General features: G+C 71.9%; 17 protein-coding genes. 7 read left to right on the plus strand and 10 right to left on the minus strand.

All coding sequences use genetic code 11. The annotated features are described in order from the left end of the window. Entirely contained in the window at positions 1-225 is a 225-nt protein-coding gene (locus tag ABII15_RS24125) for a hypothetical protein (protein WP_353944375.1), read from the minus strand. Between the two features lie 147 nt (positions 226-372). Here ABII15_RS24125 and ABII15_RS24130 point away from each other — a divergent pair, with 147 nt between their 5' ends. The 3 genes from ABII15_RS24130 to ABII15_RS24140 all read left to right on the plus strand — a co-directional run bounded on the left by ABII15_RS24130 (position 373) and on the right by ABII15_RS24140 (position 3635). After that, positions 373-1593, plus strand: a complete 1221-nt coding sequence (locus tag ABII15_RS24130; RefSeq protein ID WP_353944376.1) for a beta-ketoacyl-[acyl-carrier-protein] synthase family protein — start codon at positions 373-375, stop codon at positions 1591-1593. Positions 1594-1671: 78 nt separating this feature from the next. After that, complete coding sequence (locus tag ABII15_RS24135) at positions 1672-2949, plus strand: thymidine phosphorylase (RefSeq protein WP_353944377.1); 1278 nt, start codon at positions 1672-1674, stop codon at positions 2947-2949. A 95-nt stretch (positions 2950-3044) separates the two neighbouring features. Continuing rightward, the gene (locus tag ABII15_RS24140; RefSeq protein ID WP_353944378.1) at positions 3045-3635 is read left to right on the plus strand and encodes a Uma2 family endonuclease; all 591 of its coding nucleotides are present in this window, start codon (positions 3045-3047) and stop codon (positions 3633-3635) included. A 1-nt stretch (position 3636) separates the two neighbouring features. On the opposite strand, the gene ABII15_RS24145 is transcribed toward ABII15_RS24140, so the two are convergent. After that, a complete protein-coding gene (locus tag ABII15_RS24145) occupies positions 3637-4566 on the minus strand; it encodes an AEC family transporter (RefSeq protein ID WP_353944379.1) in 930 nt (309 codons plus the stop codon). A 125-nt stretch (positions 4567-4691) separates the two neighbouring features. On the opposite strand from ABII15_RS24145, the gene ABII15_RS24150 reads away from it, so the two are divergent. Next, entirely contained in the window at positions 4692-5069 is a 378-nt protein-coding gene (locus ABII15_RS24150) for an STAS domain-containing protein (protein ID WP_353944380.1), read from the plus strand. On the opposite strand, the gene ABII15_RS24155 is transcribed toward ABII15_RS24150, so the two are convergent. Beyond that, positions 4950-5957 (minus strand): sigma-70 family RNA polymerase sigma factor, encoded by a 1008-nt coding sequence (locus ABII15_RS24155; protein ID WP_353944381.1) that lies wholly within the window; start codon positions 5955-5957, stop codon positions 4950-4952. The two genes, ABII15_RS24150 and ABII15_RS24155, sit on opposite strands and share 120 nt — an antisense overlap. A gap of 137 nt (positions 5958-6094) precedes the next feature. Beyond that, positions 6095-7375: an MFS transporter gene (locus ABII15_RS24160; protein WP_353944382.1), complete on the minus strand. Its 1281-nt coding sequence runs from the start codon at positions 7373-7375 to the stop codon at positions 6095-6097. Between the two features lie 62 nt (positions 7376-7437). Between ABII15_RS24160 and ABII15_RS24165 the strand changes: the two genes are divergently transcribed. Next, complete coding sequence (locus ABII15_RS24165; RefSeq protein ID WP_353944383.1) at positions 7438-8424, plus strand: LysR family transcriptional regulator; 987 nt, start codon at positions 7438-7440, stop codon at positions 8422-8424. Between the two features lies 1 nt (position 8425). Here ABII15_RS24165 and ABII15_RS24170 read toward each other — a convergent pair whose 3' ends face one another. Beyond that, positions 8426-9184: an alpha/beta hydrolase gene (locus ABII15_RS24170; RefSeq protein ID WP_353944384.1), complete on the minus strand. Its 759-nt coding sequence runs from the start codon at positions 9182-9184 to the stop codon at positions 8426-8428. 112 nt (positions 9185-9296) lie between these two features. Between ABII15_RS24170 and ABII15_RS24175 the strand changes: the two genes are divergently transcribed. Further along, positions 9297-10445 carry an adenosine deaminase gene (locus ABII15_RS24175; protein ID WP_353944385.1) on the plus strand — a complete coding sequence of 383 codons (1149 nt, stop codon included), beginning with the start codon at positions 9297-9299 and terminating at the stop codon, positions 10443-10445. Positions 10446-10586: 141 nt separating this feature from the next. Further along, the gene (locus ABII15_RS24180; protein WP_353944386.1) at positions 10587-10937 is read left to right on the plus strand and encodes an ATP-binding protein; all 351 of its coding nucleotides are present in this window, start codon (positions 10587-10589) and stop codon (positions 10935-10937) included. Between the two features lie 70 nt (positions 10938-11007). Here the strand turns inward: ABII15_RS24180 and ABII15_RS24185 are convergent, their stop codons facing one another. The 5 genes from ABII15_RS24185 to afsQ1 all read right to left on the minus strand — a co-directional run bounded on the left by ABII15_RS24185 (position 11008) and on the right by afsQ1 (position 14901). Then, on the minus strand, positions 11008-11208 hold the full coding sequence (locus ABII15_RS24185) for a PspC domain-containing protein (protein WP_353944387.1): 201 nt from the start codon (positions 11206-11208) through the stop codon (positions 11008-11010). Between the two features lie 126 nt (positions 11209-11334). Next, positions 11335-11877 carry a VanZ family protein gene (locus ABII15_RS24190; protein ID WP_353944388.1) on the minus strand — a complete coding sequence of 181 codons (543 nt, stop codon included), beginning with the start codon at positions 11875-11877 and terminating at the stop codon, positions 11335-11337. Positions 11878-11987: 110 nt separating this feature from the next. Next, positions 11988-12596, minus strand: coding sequence for a hypothetical protein (locus ABII15_RS24195; protein WP_353944389.1), 609 nt, complete (start codon positions 12594-12596; stop codon positions 11988-11990). After that, the gene (locus tag ABII15_RS24200) at positions 12593-14227 is read right to left on the minus strand and encodes a HAMP domain-containing sensor histidine kinase (RefSeq protein ID WP_353944390.1); all 1635 of its coding nucleotides are present in this window, start codon (positions 14225-14227) and stop codon (positions 12593-12595) included. The genes ABII15_RS24195 and ABII15_RS24200 overlap by 4 nt, the downstream gene beginning before the upstream one ends. Continuing rightward, positions 14224-14901 carry a two-component system response regulator AfsQ1 gene (gene afsQ1, locus ABII15_RS24205; protein WP_111664201.1) on the minus strand — a complete coding sequence of 226 codons (678 nt, stop codon included), beginning with the start codon at positions 14899-14901 and terminating at the stop codon, positions 14224-14226. Before afsQ1 ends, ABII15_RS24200 begins: the two co-directional genes overlap by 4 nt. Positions 14902-15094: the final 193 nt, after the last annotated feature.

The following is a 15094-nucleotide window of genomic DNA, read 5'->3' on the forward strand; positions in this document are numbered from 1 at the left end:
TCAGTCTCCGGCGCACTCCTCGGCGTACATGGTGCTCTCGTAGTGCACCGCCATCCGGGGGCCCGGTGACGGCAGGGTCACGCTCGCGGCGACCGCGGGACAGTCGGTCTCGCCCTCCTGGCCGGACGGCTCACCGGAAGTGCGCAGGCTCGTGAGCCCCATCGCCACGAGCATCAGGGCAGCCCAGGCTCCGACGATCCACCACCAGCGGGGCCGTCCCCTCATGCTCGCACCTCCGTCATTGTGACAACCACACAAAGTGTGCGGGCCGAATCGCTCGCCTCCCGGGCTTCAGCACGGGCTGCTCGCTGTGATGGTCTCAGAACACATCGCGATCCGTCTTGTGAACTACCTATAAAGGAGGAAGCCGAGATGCCCGAGCGGGAATCGGTCCTGGTGACCGGTGCCGGAGCGACCACCCCGGTGGGCGGCGACGCCGCGGCCACCTGGGCCGCACTGCTGGCCGGGAAGTCCGGGGTGCGCGCCCTGACCGAGGAGTGGGCCGGGGGGCTGCCCGTGCACGTCGCCGCCGGGCTCGCCCAGGAGCCGACGGAGGAGCTGTCCCGGGTCGAGGCCCGCAAGCTGGACCGCGTCGAACAGATCGCGCTGGTCGCCGCCCGCGAGGCCTGGCGGGACGCCGGAGCGCCCGAGGCCGACCCCGTACGGATCGCCGTCGTGATCGGCACCGGCACCGGCGGCGTCCTCACCACCCTCGGGCAGGACGATGTCTTCGAGCGGTCGGGCGCCCGCAAACTCTCCCCGCACACCGTGCCGATGCTGATGCCCAACGGGCCCGCCGCCTGGGTCAGCATGGACCTCGGCGCCAAGGGCGGCGCCCGCACCCCGGTCAGCGCCTGCGCCTCCGGCGCGGAGGCGCTCGCGCTGGGCCTGGACCTGATCCGGGCGGGCCGCGCGGACGTCGTCGTCGCCGGGGGAGTGGAGGCGTGCCTGCACCCCTTCACGCTCGCCGCCTTCGCGCAGATGAAGGCACTGTCGCCGCGGGCCGACGACCCGGAGTCGGTCTCCCGCCCCTTCGACACCGCCCGCAGCGGCTTCGTGATGGGCGAGGGCGGCTGCGTCCTGGTCCTGGAACGGGCCGGATTCGCACGCGCCCGCGGCGCCCGCGTCCTCGGCACGCTGGCCGGGGCGTCGGTGGGCTCCAGCGCGGACCACATCACGGCGTCGGACGCCGCGGGCCAGGTCGCCGCCATCGAACTCGCGCTGCGGGACGCCGGGATGGGCCCGCGCGACATCGGCCACGTGCACGCCCACGCCACCTCCACCCCGTCCGGCGACCTCGCCGAGGCGGCGGCCGTGCGGCAGGCCGTCGGCGACCACGCCCCGGTCAGCGCCACCAAGTCGATGACCGGGCACATGCTCGGCGCGTCCGGCGCGCTCGGCGCCCTCTCCGCGCTCCTCACCCTCCGGGACGGCGTCGCCCCGGCCGTGCGCAACCTCGACGAGCTCGATCCGCGGGTCGACCTCGACGTCGTACGCGGCGAGAACCGCACCGGCCGCTGGGACGCCGCCCTCGCCAACTCCTTCGGATTCGGCGGGCACAACGTCAGCCTGGTGCTCACCGGCGACCGCTGACGCCGGCGGTCTTCCCGCCCTGCATCTATGCGCGTAGAGTCAATCGGGTCACTTGTAGGGGCCCTGGAAGGAAGTGCCATGGACGTCATCTCCGTCATCCGTACGAAGCGGGACCGGGGCCGGCTGAGTGACGAACAGATCGACTGGGTCGTCGACGCGTACACGCGCGGCGCGGTCGCCGACGAGCAGATGTCGGCGCTCGCCATGGCGATCTTCCTGAACGGCATGGACCGCGCGGAGGTCGCCCGGTGGACCGCCGCGATGATCGACTCCGGGGAGCGGATGGACTTCTCGGTGCTGACCCGCCCGGCGACCGACAAGCACTCCACGGGCGGTATCGGTGACAAGATCACGCTGCCCCTCGCGCCGCTGGTCGCCGCCTGCGGCGCCGCCGTGCCGCAGCTCTCCGGGCGCGGCCTCGGCCACACCGGCGGCACCCTCGACAAGCTGGAGTCGATCCCCGGCTGGCGCGCGGACATCACCAACGCGGAGATGATGCGCACCCTGGAGGACGTCGGCGCGGTCATCTGCGCGCCGGGCAGCGGCCTGGCCCCCGCCGACAAGAAGCTCTACGCGCTGCGCGACGTCACCGCGACCGTGGACTGCATACCCCTCATCGCCTCGTCGATCATGTCGAAGAAGATCGCGGAGGGGACGGGCTCGCTGGTCCTGGACGTGAAGGTGGGCACGGGCGCGTTCATGCGCGAGCTGGACCAGGCCCGTGAACTGGCCCGCACCATGGTCGGGTTGGGCACCGACCACGGCCTGCCGACCGTCGCGCTGGTCACCGACATGAACACCCCGCTCGGCCTGACCGCGGGCAACGCCCTGGAGGTGCGCGAGTCCGTCGAGGTCCTCGCGGGCGGCGGCCCCGCCGACGTCGTCGAGCTGACCCTCGCGCTGGCCCGCGAGATGCTCGACGCGGCGGGCCTGAAGGACGCCGACCCGGCCAAGGCCCTCGCCGACGGCTCGGCGATGGACGCCTGGCGGCGCATGATCGCGGCGCAGGGCGGCGACCCGGACGCGGCGCTGCCCACGGCCCGCGAGACCCATGTCGTCACGGCCGCCTCCCCGGGCGTCCTGACCCGCCTCGACGCCCTCTCGGTGGGCCTCGCCGCCTGGCGCCTCGGCGCCGGCCGCGCCCGCAAGGAGGACCCGGTCCAGGCCGCCGCCGGCGTCGAACTCCACGCCAAGCCCGGGGACCCGGTCGCCGCGGGCCAGCCCCTGATGACCCTGCACACCGACACCCCGGAACGCTTCGCGTACGCGCTGGAGGCACTGGAGGGGTCGTACGACATCGCCCCGGCCGGCACCGCGTTCTCGGCGGGGCCGATCGTGCTGGAACGTATCTCCTGACCTGCGGTTTTCCCATTCGGGTGAACGGGACCAGTGGACCATCGCTGGTCCCGTTCGGCATGCTGGTATCGGTGACGACCGATAGGAGCACCGCCATGAGCGCACTCGCCGTCGAACCCGGGCCCGCCCGCGGCTCGGACTGGGACGCGACCGTCCGCCTCTGGGAGGAGACGGACGCTCCCGAGGGCTGCAAGGTGGAGATCATCGAGGGGATCGTCACCTTGGCACCGCCGCCTTCCGAAGAGCACAACGACGCCGCTGAGCTGGTCACCGAAATTCTCTGGCCCGCCCGGCCGGAGGGCTGCGGGATCTACCAGACCCTGGGCCTGGTCTCCGCCGACGCCCAGGGCCTCTACATCCCGGACCTCTGCGTCGTCCCCAGGGCCGCGCTGCGCGAGCGCCGCCGTGTCCAGGCCGCCGAGGCCGAACTGGTCGTCGAGATCACCTCGCCCGGCAACGCCAACCACGACCGGGTCAAGAAGGCCCACGGGTACGCGAAGGCGGGCGTGCCCCTCTACCTGCTCCTGGACCCCTGGCACACCGGTCGTCCGACGGCGACCCTGTACGGCGAACCAGCGAACGGGACCTACCGGGTGCTGGACTCGGTCGAGTACGGAGAGGCACTGCGGCTGCCCGCCCCGTTCGACATCACCCTCGACACCGGCGTGCTGCCCCTCAGGGACTGAGTCACCCCAACAACGCCGCCACCACCACGAGCACCGGCACCGCCACCATCGTCGACAGCAGGATCGACTCCCGGGCCAGGCGCTCGCCCACCCGGTACCGGCTCGCGTACGTGAACAGGTTCTGCGCCGCCGGAAGCGCCGACGTCACCACCACGTCCAGCAGCCGCGCCCCGTGCAGCCCGAAGAGCGAGGTCGCCAGCGCCCAGGCCGTCACCGGCTGGCCCACCGACTTCAGCGCCGTCGACAGCAGCACCGGCACCCGGTCCGTGCCCCGGCCGCCCGGCCAGGAACTCCCGCACAGCGAGATGCCGAACGCGATCAGGATCGCCGGCACCGACATGTTCCCGATCAGCTCCAGCGGGTCGAAGACGGGGGAGGGAACCGTCCAGCCCGTCGCCGACACCAGCACCCCGGACAGCGAACCGATCGCGATGGGATTGCGGAACGGCGTCAACAGCCGCCGCGCCCACGACAGTCGGGCCCCCGACGACGCCTCCGCCAGATCCAGGACCGTCAGCGCCACGGGCGTCACGAAGAGCTGCTGGAAGAGCAGCACCGGCGCCACGAGCGAAGCGTCCCCGAGCACGTACACGGCGATCGGGATACCGAGGTTCCCCGCGTTCACGTACGAGGAGCAGAGCGCCCCGACCGTGGTGCGGCCCACGCCCCAGCCGCGTACGACACCCACCGCGACGAAGACCCCGGCCGTGGCCGCCGTGGAGAGCGCCGTCACCAGCAGACTCGGCGACAGGATCAGCGACAGATCGGCCTTCGACAGCATCGTGAAGAGCAGGGCCGGAGTGGCCACATGGAAGGCCAGCCTGGTCAGGACCTCCCGGCCGCCGTCGCCCAGATAGCCGCGCCGGCCGATGACGTAACCGACCGCGATGACGAGCGCGATGACCGCGAATCCGTTGAGTACCCCCTGCACGTACCCCACCCTCGGACGCGGAAGAACCGCAGGTCAACGTTGATCAGGATCAACGTGACCCAGCCCACGCCGCAGCCGGCGGCCGGTACCGATGAGTTCCGGTCCGCCGTCCGGTCTCGACTCTCGTGGCTGCCTTCTCCGCTCCTTCCGTCGTGGTCGTCGCCGGGCCGATCCGCCCCGCCGACGTGCCCGAGCTGTGCGACCGTGTCCGCGCCGCCCACCGGGGTGCCGGCGCGGACGGCGGCGACATCGTCTGCGACGTCTCGGGTGTCACCGCCACCGATGTCGACACCCTCGACGCGCTGGCCCGGATGCAGCTCGCCGCCCGGCGGGCCGGCGGACGGATCAGACTGCGCGACCCGTCCCCCCAACTCGCCCTGCTGCTACGGCTGACCGGGCTGGGGGAGGCCCTGGGCATCCAGCCGCTCGGGGACGCCGAAGAGCGGGAACCACCGCTTGGAGAGGTCCAGGAAGCAGTGGAAACCGGCGATCCGACCCTCTGAGATCTCCAGGACCTGGATGGCCCAGGGCACGAACCCGCCGCTGTCGGGGTCGGGCTTGTAGTGGGCGAACGCCGGTGTGCCGTTCGCCGACACCGGCAGCAGGCGGGAGCCCGCGCACTCGTGGCCCAGCGTGACCATGAAGCCCGTGATGTCGTCCGTGCCGCGCAGCCACAGGTCGAACGGCGGCATCGTCATGACCGCGTCCTCGGCGAGCAGCGCGGTGAGCGCCTTCATGTCATAGCCCTCGAAGGCCGCCACATAGCGCTCCAGGAGCTTCTGCTGTTCCTCGTCCAGCGGGTTCGCCGTCGCCGAGTCCGCCGGGGGTGCCTCCGCGAGCGTGGCGCGCGCCCGCTGCAGCGCGCTGTTCACCGACGCCACCGTCGTGTCGAGCAGCTCCGCGACCTCGCTCGCCCGCCACGCCAGGACCTCGCGCAGGATCAGCACCGCCCGCTGCTTCGACGGCAGTTGCTGCAGGGCCGCGACGAACGCGAGCCGCACCGACTCCCGCGCGACCGCCGCCTCCGCCGGGTCGTGGACGGTCGGCAGCACACGGGCGTCGGGCATCGGCTCCAGCCACACATTGTCCGGGCGGGGGGTGAGAGCGGCCTGGGCGAGCGGCGCCGCAGCCGTCAGGTCCATCGGCCTCGCCCGCTTGTTGCCCGCGTTCAGCGAGTCCAGGCAGACGTTCGTCGCGATGCGGTAGAGCCAGGAGCGGAGGCTGGAGCGGCCCTCGAACTTGTCGAAGCTGCGCCAGGCCCGGACCATCGTGTCCTGCACGGCGTCCTCCGCCTCGAACGCCGAGCCCAGCATCCGATAGCAGTACCCGGTCAGCTCGACCCGGTATTTCTCCAGGTCGTCGAGGCCGGCCCTCGTCGTGGTGTCACTCATCGTCCAACGCCCCCATCGCGGCTGTGACTGGCAGCACATCCCCAGCACTTCGCAAGCTACCGCAGCCCACTGACAACGGCCCCCGGACCGGCGAAAAGCGCAGGTCCGAGGGGAGTGATGAGGAGCCGGGGGGAGGGTCAGTGGGCCGAGACCGGCACCCCGCCGTGCCGCCGCGTCCGCGCCGCGTACGTGCCCCACACGGTCAGCGCGACGACACCGAACACGGCGACGAAGCCGAGCCCCACCGTGCCGTCCCAGCCCGCCGCGTGGAACGCCAGGGCGCCCACCGCCGAGCCGACGCTGGAGCCGATGTAGTACGCGGACTGGTAGAGCGCCGAGGCCTGCGCCCGGCCGTGCGTCGCGGTGTGGCTCACCGAGGACGACGCCGTGGCGTGCCCGGCGAAGAAGCCCGCCGTGATCAGCACCAGACCGACCAGCATGACCAGCAGGTGCGGTACCAGTTCGAGGACCAGGCCCGCCGCCGTGGTGCCCGCCGCCAGATAGAGCGTGCCGCGCCGCCCGAGCCGCGCGACCAGCCTCCCGGCCGCCGACGAGGAGACCGTGCCCACCAGGTACACGAGGAAGATCGAGCCGACGAGGCCCTGGGAGAGGGAGAACGGCGCCTCGGTGAGCCGGTAGCCGATGACCGTGTACGTCGCGCCGAACACCATCATGAACAGCGCGCCGATCACGTACAGGCGCCGCAGCAGCGGGTTGCCGAGATGGTCGCCGACCGTGCGCGCGAGGGCGCGCGGGTGCAGCGAGCCCGCCGTGAAGTGGCGCGGCGCGGGCAGCAGCGCGCGGAACGCGACCGCGCACGCGACCGCGATGACGCCGATGGTGCCCACGGCCACCCGCCAGCCCCACGCCTCGGCGAGCCAGCCGCCGATGATGCGGCCGCTCATGCCGCCGATGGAGTTGCCCGCCACGAACAGGCCGATCGCCGTGACCAGCGCCTTCGGCCGGACCTCCTCGGCCAGGTACGCCATCGCCGAGGCCGGCAGGCCCGCGAGCGCCGCGCCCTGCAGCACGCGCAGCGCGACCAGCACTTCGAGGGTCGGCGCGAACGGCACGAGGAGCCCCACCGCGACCGCCACGGCCAGCGACGCCGTCATCAGCGTGCGCCGCCCGAACCGCTCCGACAGCGCGCTCAGCGGCAGTACGCACACCGCGAGCGCGAAGGTCGCCCCGGAGACCGTCCAGCTCGCCGCGCTCGCGCTCGCGCCGTAGTCGGCGGAGACCAGGGGCAGCAGGGCCTGGGTGGAGTACAGCAGCGCGAAGGTCGCGACCCCGGCCAGGAAGAGGGCGAAGCTCATCCGGCGGTAGCCGGGCCCGCCCGGGGCCATGCGTGTGTCGCTGGGGGACGGAGGGTCGGCGACCGCGGGGGTGGCGGCCGCCCGGCTACTGGCAGGAGACATGTCACGAACGTAGAACCGTCCGACTCATGCGTCCAATGCACGGACACTCCATAATCGTTCCCATGGAGCATGAGCACAGTTCACGCGGGAGGGAATCGGCGCCGAGTGAGGTGGACGACATCGTCTCCCTGCTCGTGCCCCGGCTCTCCCACTTCGCCGCCGTGGCCCGCGCCGAGCACGTCACGCGCGCCGCGCACGAGACGCAGGTGCCCCAGTCGACCCTCTCGCGCGCGATGGCGCGGCTCGAACGGGACCTGGGCGTCGACCTGTTCGCCCGCCACGGCCGCACGGTGTCGCTGACCCCGGCGGGCCGCACGTTCCTCGCCGCCGTCGAGCGGGCCCTTGCCGAGGTGGAGAAGGCCGCCGAGTCCGTCCGCGCCGACGCCGACCCGGCCTCCGGCAAGGTCGCCTTCGGGTTTCTGCACACCATGGGCGTGGAGACCGTGCCCGGCCTGATCCGCGCCTTCCGCGCCGAGCATCCCCGGATCCGCTTCAGCCTCGTACAGAACTACGGCGAGGCGATGCTGGAGCGGCTGCGGGCGGGGGAGCTCGACCTGTGCCTGACCTCGCCGCTGCCCGACGCCCCCGACCTGGTCGCCCGCCGCCTCGACGAGCAGCGGCTCCGGCTCGTCGTGCCCGAGGACCACCGACTCGCCGCCCGCAAACGCGTCCGGCTCGCCGAGTGCGCCGACGAAACGTTCGTCACCCTCGAACCCGGCTACGGGCTGCGCCGCATCTTCGACGACCTCTGTACGGAGGCGGGGTTCAAGCCCCGCGTCGCGTTCGAGGGCGAGGAGGCCGAGACGCTGCGCGGCCTGGTCGCGGCGGGCCTCGGCGTCGCGCTGCTGCCGCCGCCGACCGTGCCCCGACCGGGGGTGGTGGAGCTGGCCGTCACCGGCGGGCGCGCGGTCCGCGAGATCGGGGTGGCCTGGCTGGACGGCCATCCGGACACTCCTCCGGTGGCCGCGTTCAAGGAGTTCCTGCTGTCGCGGCGGGGACGGCTGCTGCCGCAGGAGCCGGGCACACCGCCCGGCCCCGCCGCGCCCTGAGCTAGAGGCTCAGCGACCGGCCGAACCCCGCCGCCAGCGGCATCCGCAGCCCGATCGGCGGCGGCGCCGCGAGCGCGTCCTGCAACGGCCGGGAGAACGGGCGGCCGAAGAGCGTGCCGAGCGCGAAGTCCACGGCCAGCGCGGAGACTTCGGACCGGTGCTGGGCCATGGCGTGCCCGTCCGAGTGCACCTCGAAGCGGCACACGTCCCGGTTGGCCTTCTTCGCCCGCCCGGCGAGCCGGAACGACAGCTCCGGGTCGGTGCGCCGGTCGTCCGTGCCGTGCACGATCAGCACGCTGCGGCCCGCGAGCTGTTTCACCGGTTCGGGCGGTGCCGCGACATCGTCCTCGGGCAGCCAAGGGGCGAGCGCGAGCACGGAGTTGACGGCCTCGTGGCCGCCCGCGTGCAGCGCCGCGCGCCCGCCCATGTCCAGCCCCGCCAGACAGATAGGCACGTCGCCGTAGCGCCGCACCACCTCCTCGGCGGCCCATTCGGCGTCCCGCGCGAGCTCGGCCTGCGGCCCGTTCCACCCGCGGTAGCGGTAGTGCACGGCATGGGTGACCAGGCCTTGTTCGCGTCCCGCGCGCGTGAGCCTGCGCGCCAGCGGCCGCAGCAGCGGCGCCGCGAACGGCGAGGGTCTGCGGGTGGACGTCTCCTCGCCCGACGGCAGCAGCAGCACCACGCCGCCGACCGCCCCGGGCACCGGCCCCACCGCCTTGCCGAGCCTGGCCTCGCGGGCCGGCGTCGCTCGCTCCTGCATGACAGAACAGTGTCAGAAGCAACGATGTACGCCACCCGTCCGCAGGGTCACTGTTGGGTATCGGCGTCGGCGATCCGGCACGATCTACGCGCGTAGGAGTTAGAGTGCCGAAATGACGAGCCAGACACAGAACGTGCCCACCGCGGAACAGATCCGCCGCGCCCCCAAGGTGCTCCTCCACGACCACCTCGACGGGGGCCTGCGCCCCGGCACCGTCGTCGACCTGGCGCGCGAGCAGGGGTACGAGAGCCTGCCGGAGACCGACCCGGACAAGCTCGGTGCCTGGTTCCGCGAGGCGGCCGACTCCGGCTCCCTGGAGCGGTACCTGGAGACGTTCGCGCACACCTGCGCCGTCATGCAGACCAAGGAGGCGCTGTTCCGCGTCGCCGCCGAGTGCGCCGAGGACCTCGCCGAGGACGGCGTCGTCTACGCCGAGGTCCGGTACGCGCCCGAGCAGCACCTGGAGAAGGGCCTCACCCTCGAAGAGGTCGTCGAGGCGGTCAACGAGGGCTTCCGGGAGGGCGAGCGCCGCGCGAAGGAGAACGGCCACCGCATCCGCGTGGGCGCCCTGCTCACCGCGATGCGGCACGCGGCCCGCGCCCTGGAGATCGCCGAACTCGCCAACCGCTACCGGGACCTGGGCGTCGTCGGCTTCGACATCGCGGGCGCCGAGGCCGGCTTCCCGCCCACCCGCCACCTCGACGCGTTCGAGTACCTCAAGCGCGAGAACAACCACTTCACGATCCACGCCGGCGAGGCCTTCGGGCTGCCGTCGATCTGGCAGGCGCTCCAGTGGTGCGGCGCCGACCGCCTCGGCCACGGCGTGCGCATCATCGACGACATCAAGGTCGCCGACGACGGCACGGTCCAGCTCGGCCGCCTCGCGAGCTACGTGCGCGACAAGCGGATCCCCCTGGAGCTCTGCCCGACGTCCAACCTCCAGACGGGCGCGGCCGCCTCGTACGCCGGCCACCCCATCGGCCTGCTGCGCAAGCTGCACTTCAGGGCCACGGTGAACACGGACAACCGCCTGATGTCCGGCACGTCGATGAGCCGCGAGTTCGAGCACCTGATCGAGGCCTTCGGGTACACGCTCGACGACATGCAGTGGTTTTCCGTCAATGCGATGAAGTCAGCATTCATTCCTTTCGACGAACGACTCGCGATGATCAATGACGTCATCAAGCCCGGATATGCCGAGTTGAAGTCCGAGTGGCTCTTCCGACAGACCGCCTCGACCAGCGGTTCTGTCGCCGAATAGGCAATTTCGACCACCAGGGAAGCGGCCGCGGATTCCGACGCGCGGTCGCTTTCCGGTGTTTGCGGACGTGTCGATGGCGTGTTTACGGTCGTGGACCGCTCAAGCCCCGTCTACGACATACGTCATGAGGACGCATTCCACATGAAGCAGTCTGCTGTGAAGACCCTCGGTGTCGCCGCTCTCGGTGCCGCCTTCGCCGCCGCCGGTGCGGGTGCCGCGAACGCCGCCCCGGGTGTTCCCGACGCCACCGCGACGCTCGACTCCGTGACTCAGAACCTCCCCACTGAGTCGCTCACCAAGACGCTGCCCGGCGCCCCCGAGTCCCTGGCCGCGGGGCACAACGCCCTGGGCACCATCGCCACCGCCGCCCCCACCGTCGAGAAGGCCGCCCCGGCCCTTCTCCCCACCGGCGGTGCCGACCCGGTCTCGGGTCTCCTCGGCGGCCTCCCGGTCGGCGGCCTCGCCGGCGGTCTGCCGGGCCTGGGCGGCTGATCCCGCCCCGCGCACAGCACAGGGGCGCACCCGCGGTCTTCGCGGGTGCGCCCCTGTGGCGTACGTACGGTCACCAGGCCTGGCGGGCCTTGTTCTCGGAGGGGAACAGGATCCACAGCGCGATGTAGAGCAGGAACTGCGGCCCGGGCAGCAGGCACGAGACCAGGAAGATCACGCGCATCGTCGTCGCGGAGGTGCCGAAGCGCCGTGCCAGCGCTGCGCACACTCCGCCGATCATCCGTCCTTCGGTGGGGCGGGCAAGGGCGGTCATGAGGGGCTCCTTCGCGATCCGTGGCCGGTGCTGTCGTGTGGTGCTGTCGTGTGCTGCTGTCAGGGGGTGCTTCCTGTTGTCCTGACACCATCGACACTACGGTCACGAAGCGGTCAAAACGTCAGCTCACGGGGCGATACCGACCCTGGTAATCGTCGGGGTCCGACCCTGAGCCGGCTCCTCCACAAGGAGGGGCGCCCCCTCGGACCTGTGGCGGATCCGGGCCCTGACGGCCGGCACCACGGCGAGATGGGCCACGGCGACCCCCACGGTGTTCAGCAGCACCGAGTCGATGTCCACGACCTGGCCGGGCACACCGGTCTGCAGCAGTTCGATGCCGAGCGAGATCAGCGCGCCCGTCGCGACCGTACGCACCAGCGAACCCCACACCGACACCTGGGTCCGTCCGCCCACGAGCGGCAGCAGGACGCCGAGCGGCGCGAGCAGGACGAGCCCCTCGCCGATGCGCTTCGCCCCCTCGCGCCAGCCCAGCGCCAGATCGGCCCGGATACCGGCCAGCGGATGCAGGTTCGCCGCGCTGACCCACGGCACGTCCAGGGGGCGCAGCGTGATCCATGCGACGAGGAAGAGATGCGCGGCGAGGAGAGCGAAGCCTGCCGTACGGAAGCGGACGGCGGCCGTGTGGCCGCCTGAGCGATGGCGCTGCACGCTCCCCAAGACGCCGGGTGCGGGACGAACGGTTCCGGGTGGGTCGGGGCGGGCGGCGATGACGTGGGTCACGTGCCGTTGTCCGGCTGCGGCCCGGTGGGAGGCGCGGACTATCCGACCGTCCGCGCCGGAGCCGGAATCGTGCCGGGCCGGGCCTTCACGGCGTCCGTGCACTCGTAGTCCCGCAACGGATCATCGGCGGGGCCCCCGAGCACCACGTGATCCCCGTCCTCGGTCGTCATCTTGCTGTTCGCGAACGTACAGACGATCTGGGCGAGCGCGTACGGGGAGAGATCGTCCGGCGGGGTGCTCAGCCGCAGCGCGTTCGACGGATCGCCCGCGGCGGGACCCGAGACCCGCAGGCGCGTGCCCACGTCCGTGGAGAACCCGGCCTGGGCCTCGTCCGACGACGGCCGCCGGGCCAGCTGGGCCAGCAGCTGCTGGGCGACGACGGCGCGCTCGGAGGACTGGCCGCGCTTCAGCGTGACCGTACGGTCGACCGTCACGAGCTGCGACGTGCACACGAGGTAGATCTGCACGGCGAACTGGCCGCCCACGGGCGGCTGCGTCGGCGCCGCACTGGTGCGCGGCAGGGCGCAGCCCACGCGCGTGGGCGCGGCGCCGAACTCGGTGGGGACCTCGGTCGGCCGGATCCCGCACCCGGCGAGCAGCATCGCCGACAGCCCCAGCAGGGCCGACAGCCTGGTGCGCGGCCTCATGTGGCGGCACCGCCTTCCTGGGAGCCCCCGGTCTTCCCGGGGTCGCCGGAACCGCCGGAGTCGTCGGTGTCGTCGGTGTCGTCGGTGTCATCGGCGTCGTCATGAGTGTCGCGCGGCAGCCGCAGCGTGAACACCGCTCCGGCGTCGGGGGAGTTCGCCGCGGTGATCTCCCCGCCGTGGATGTGCGCGTTCTCCAGGGCGATGGACAGCCCGAGCCCGCTGCCCTCCGAACGCGGCCGCGACGCGCTGGCCTTGTAGAACCGGTCGAAGACGTGCGGCAGTACGTCCTCGGGGATGCCGGGCCCGTGGTCGGTCACGGCGATGAGCAGATCGCCGCCCTCCTGACTGTCGATCCGCACTGATACCCGTACCGGCGAACCGCCGTGCTTGAGCGCGTTGCCGATCAGATTGGCGAGGATCACGTCGAGGCGGCGCGGGTCGACGCGGGCCATGATGCCGCGCTCCGCGTCGAGTTCGACGGCGTCCAGCCAGGCGCGGGCGTCGATGCAGGCGGTGATCTGGTCGGCGATGTCCACGTGGTCGAGGACGAGCCGGGCGGTGCCCGCGTCAAAGCGGGTGACCTCCATCAGGTTCTCCACGAGGTCGCCGAGCCGCCGGGTCTCGCTCACCACGAGCCGCACCGCGGGCTCGATCATGGGATCCACCGAGCCGGTCTCGGCGTCCAGCTCCTCCTCGAGCACCTCGGTCACCGCGGTGATCGCGGTCAGCGGGGTCCGCAGCTCGTGCGACATGTCGGCGACGAACCGGCGCGAGGACTCCTCCCGGGCGCGCATGTCGGCGACCTGCTTCTCCAGGTTCTCCGCCGTCTTGTTGAACGTCCGCGACAGCTCGGCCAGTTCGTCGGTGCCGGACACCCGCAGCCGGGTGTCCAGCTTGCCCTCGCCCAGCCGGCGCGCCGCGACCCCCAGCCGGTGCACGGGCTTGAGCACGGTCGTCGCCGCGGCCTGCGCGAGCAGCGCCGAGCCGATCAGCGCGAGCCCGGTGGCGATCCCCAGCGACCAGGCCAGCGAGCTGAGGTCCTTCGCCTCGGGTTCGAGCGACTTCAGCATGTAACCGGTCGGCCCGCCGTTCACCTTCGCGCCGCCCACCAGGTACGGGTCGGAGCCCTGCCTGGTGCGCTGCCAGTACAGGTGGTACGCGTTCTTGTTGCCGGCGGTGACCTCCTGCTTGCGGTTCACCGCGCCCTGCAGCGAGTCCGGTACGTCGGCCAGCGTGAAGGCGTCGAGATCCGAGTTGCCGACCACCTGCCGGCCGTTCTCGTCCGTGCCGATGAGCAGCACGCTGAAGTGCTGGCTGCTGTCGGCCATCAGGTTCGCCGCGTGCTGCAACTCGCCCTGCGTGGGGTGTTCGGGCAGCACGGCCGCCCGGTTCTGCATCTCCTGCTGGAAGTCGCTCAGCGCGGCGTCCTGGGTGCGGGTGAGCACCGCCTCGCGGTTGAGCCAGTACGCGATGCCCGAGGCGGACACCGCGGCGGTCAGGGCCACCAGGGCGAACACGACCACGAGACGCAGCCGCAGACTGGTGAAGCGCAGCCCGGCGAGTATCGCCTTCTTCGCCGCGGCGAACGCGCGGAGCCTGCCGTGCTCCGGCTGGTCGTGCGGCTCGGTCACTGAGGCGAGTCCAGCCGGTAGCCCACGCCGCGCACGGTCCGGATCAGGGTCGGCGACGACGGCACGTCCTCCACCTTGGCGCGCAGGCGCTGCACACAGGCGTCGACGAGCCGCGAGTCACCGAGATAGTCGTGCTCCCACACCAGGCGCAGCAACTGCTGCCGGGACAGCGCCTGTCCGGGTCGCCGGCTCAGTTCGAGCAGCAACCGCAGCTCGGTGGGTGTGAGTTGAAGGTCCTCGCCGTTCTTGGTGACCGTCATCGCGGACCGGTCGATGACCAGCGAGCCGAACGACGCCGCGTCATTGGCCTCCCGCTCGCCGCGGCGCAGCACCGCGCGGATCCGGGCGTCGAGGACCCGGCCCTGCACCGGCTTCACCACGTAGTCGTCGGCGCCGGACTCCAGCCCCACCACCACGTCGATGTCGTCGCTGCGCGCCGTGAGCAGGATGATCGGCAACTGGTCGGTGCGCCGGATGCGGCGGCACACCTCGAATCCGTCGATGCCCGGCAGCATCACATCGAGCACGATCAGATCCGGCCGCTGCTCGCGCAGCAGCTTCAGACCGTCCTCGCCGGTGGCAGCGGTGGCCACCCGATGACCCTGGCGGGTAAGGGAAAGCTCCAGGGCCGTACGGATGGCGTCGTCGTCCTCGATCAGCAACAGGGAAGGCACAAGCGCCATTCTGGCCCATGACTGGCCCTTAGTTCGACCGCCGGAGCCGTCCCACACCCGACCCGCACAGCCGGAATCCCTGTGACAGGTCTGTGACAGTCGGCGGACACCGTCATGAAGTCGCCCGGGCAGGATTTTGGACATCGCAAGGAACCACCGCGATGAGGCAAGCGAAAGACCGCAGGAAGAACCG

The organism is Streptomyces sp. HUAS MG91 (assembly GCF_040529335.1).
Classification (GTDB): domain Bacteria; phylum Actinomycetota; class Actinomycetes; order Streptomycetales; family Streptomycetaceae; genus Streptomyces; species Streptomyces tabacisoli.

Excerpts from the sequence above, each read along its gene's own strand:
- ABII15_RS24130 (WP_353944376.1), top strand. The coding sequence starts at position 373 with ATGCCCGAGCGGGAATCGGTCCTGGTGACCGGTGCCGGAGCGACCACC.
- ABII15_RS24180 (WP_353944386.1), top strand. The coding sequence starts at position 10,587 with ATGAAGCAGTCTGCTGTGAAGACCCTCGGTGTCGCCGCTCTCGGTGCC.
- ABII15_RS24140 (WP_353944378.1), top strand. The coding sequence starts at position 3,045 with ATGAGCGCACTCGCCGTCGAACCCGGGCCCGCCCGCGGCTCGGACTGG.
- ABII15_RS24125 (WP_353944375.1), bottom strand. The coding sequence starts at position 225 with ATGAGGGGACGGCCCCGCTGGTGGTGGATCGTCGGAGCCTGGGCTGCC.
- ABII15_RS24185 (WP_353944387.1), bottom strand. The coding sequence starts at position 11,208 with ATGACCGCCCTTGCCCGCCCCACCGAAGGACGGATGATCGGCGGAGTG.
- ABII15_RS24155 (WP_353944381.1), bottom strand. The coding sequence starts at position 5,957 with ATGAGTGACACCACGACGAGGGCCGGCCTCGACGACCTGGAGAAATAC.
- ABII15_RS24175 (WP_353944385.1), top strand. The coding sequence starts at position 9,297 with ATGACGAGCCAGACACAGAACGTGCCCACCGCGGAACAGATCCGCCGC.
- ABII15_RS24135 (WP_353944377.1), top strand. The coding sequence starts at position 1,672 with ATGGACGTCATCTCCGTCATCCGTACGAAGCGGGACCGGGGCCGGCTG.
- ABII15_RS24170 (WP_353944384.1), bottom strand. The coding sequence starts at position 9,184 with ATGCAGGAGCGAGCGACGCCGGCCCGCGAGGCCAGGCTCGGCAAGGCG.
- ABII15_RS24165 (WP_353944383.1), top strand. The coding sequence starts at position 7,438 with ATGGAGCATGAGCACAGTTCACGCGGGAGGGAATCGGCGCCGAGTGAG.
- ABII15_RS24160 (WP_353944382.1), bottom strand. The coding sequence starts at position 7,375 with ATGTCTCCTGCCAGTAGCCGGGCGGCCGCCACCCCCGCGGTCGCCGAC.
- ABII15_RS24195 (WP_353944389.1), bottom strand. The coding sequence starts at position 12,596 with ATGAGGCCGCGCACCAGGCTGTCGGCCCTGCTGGGGCTGTCGGCGATG.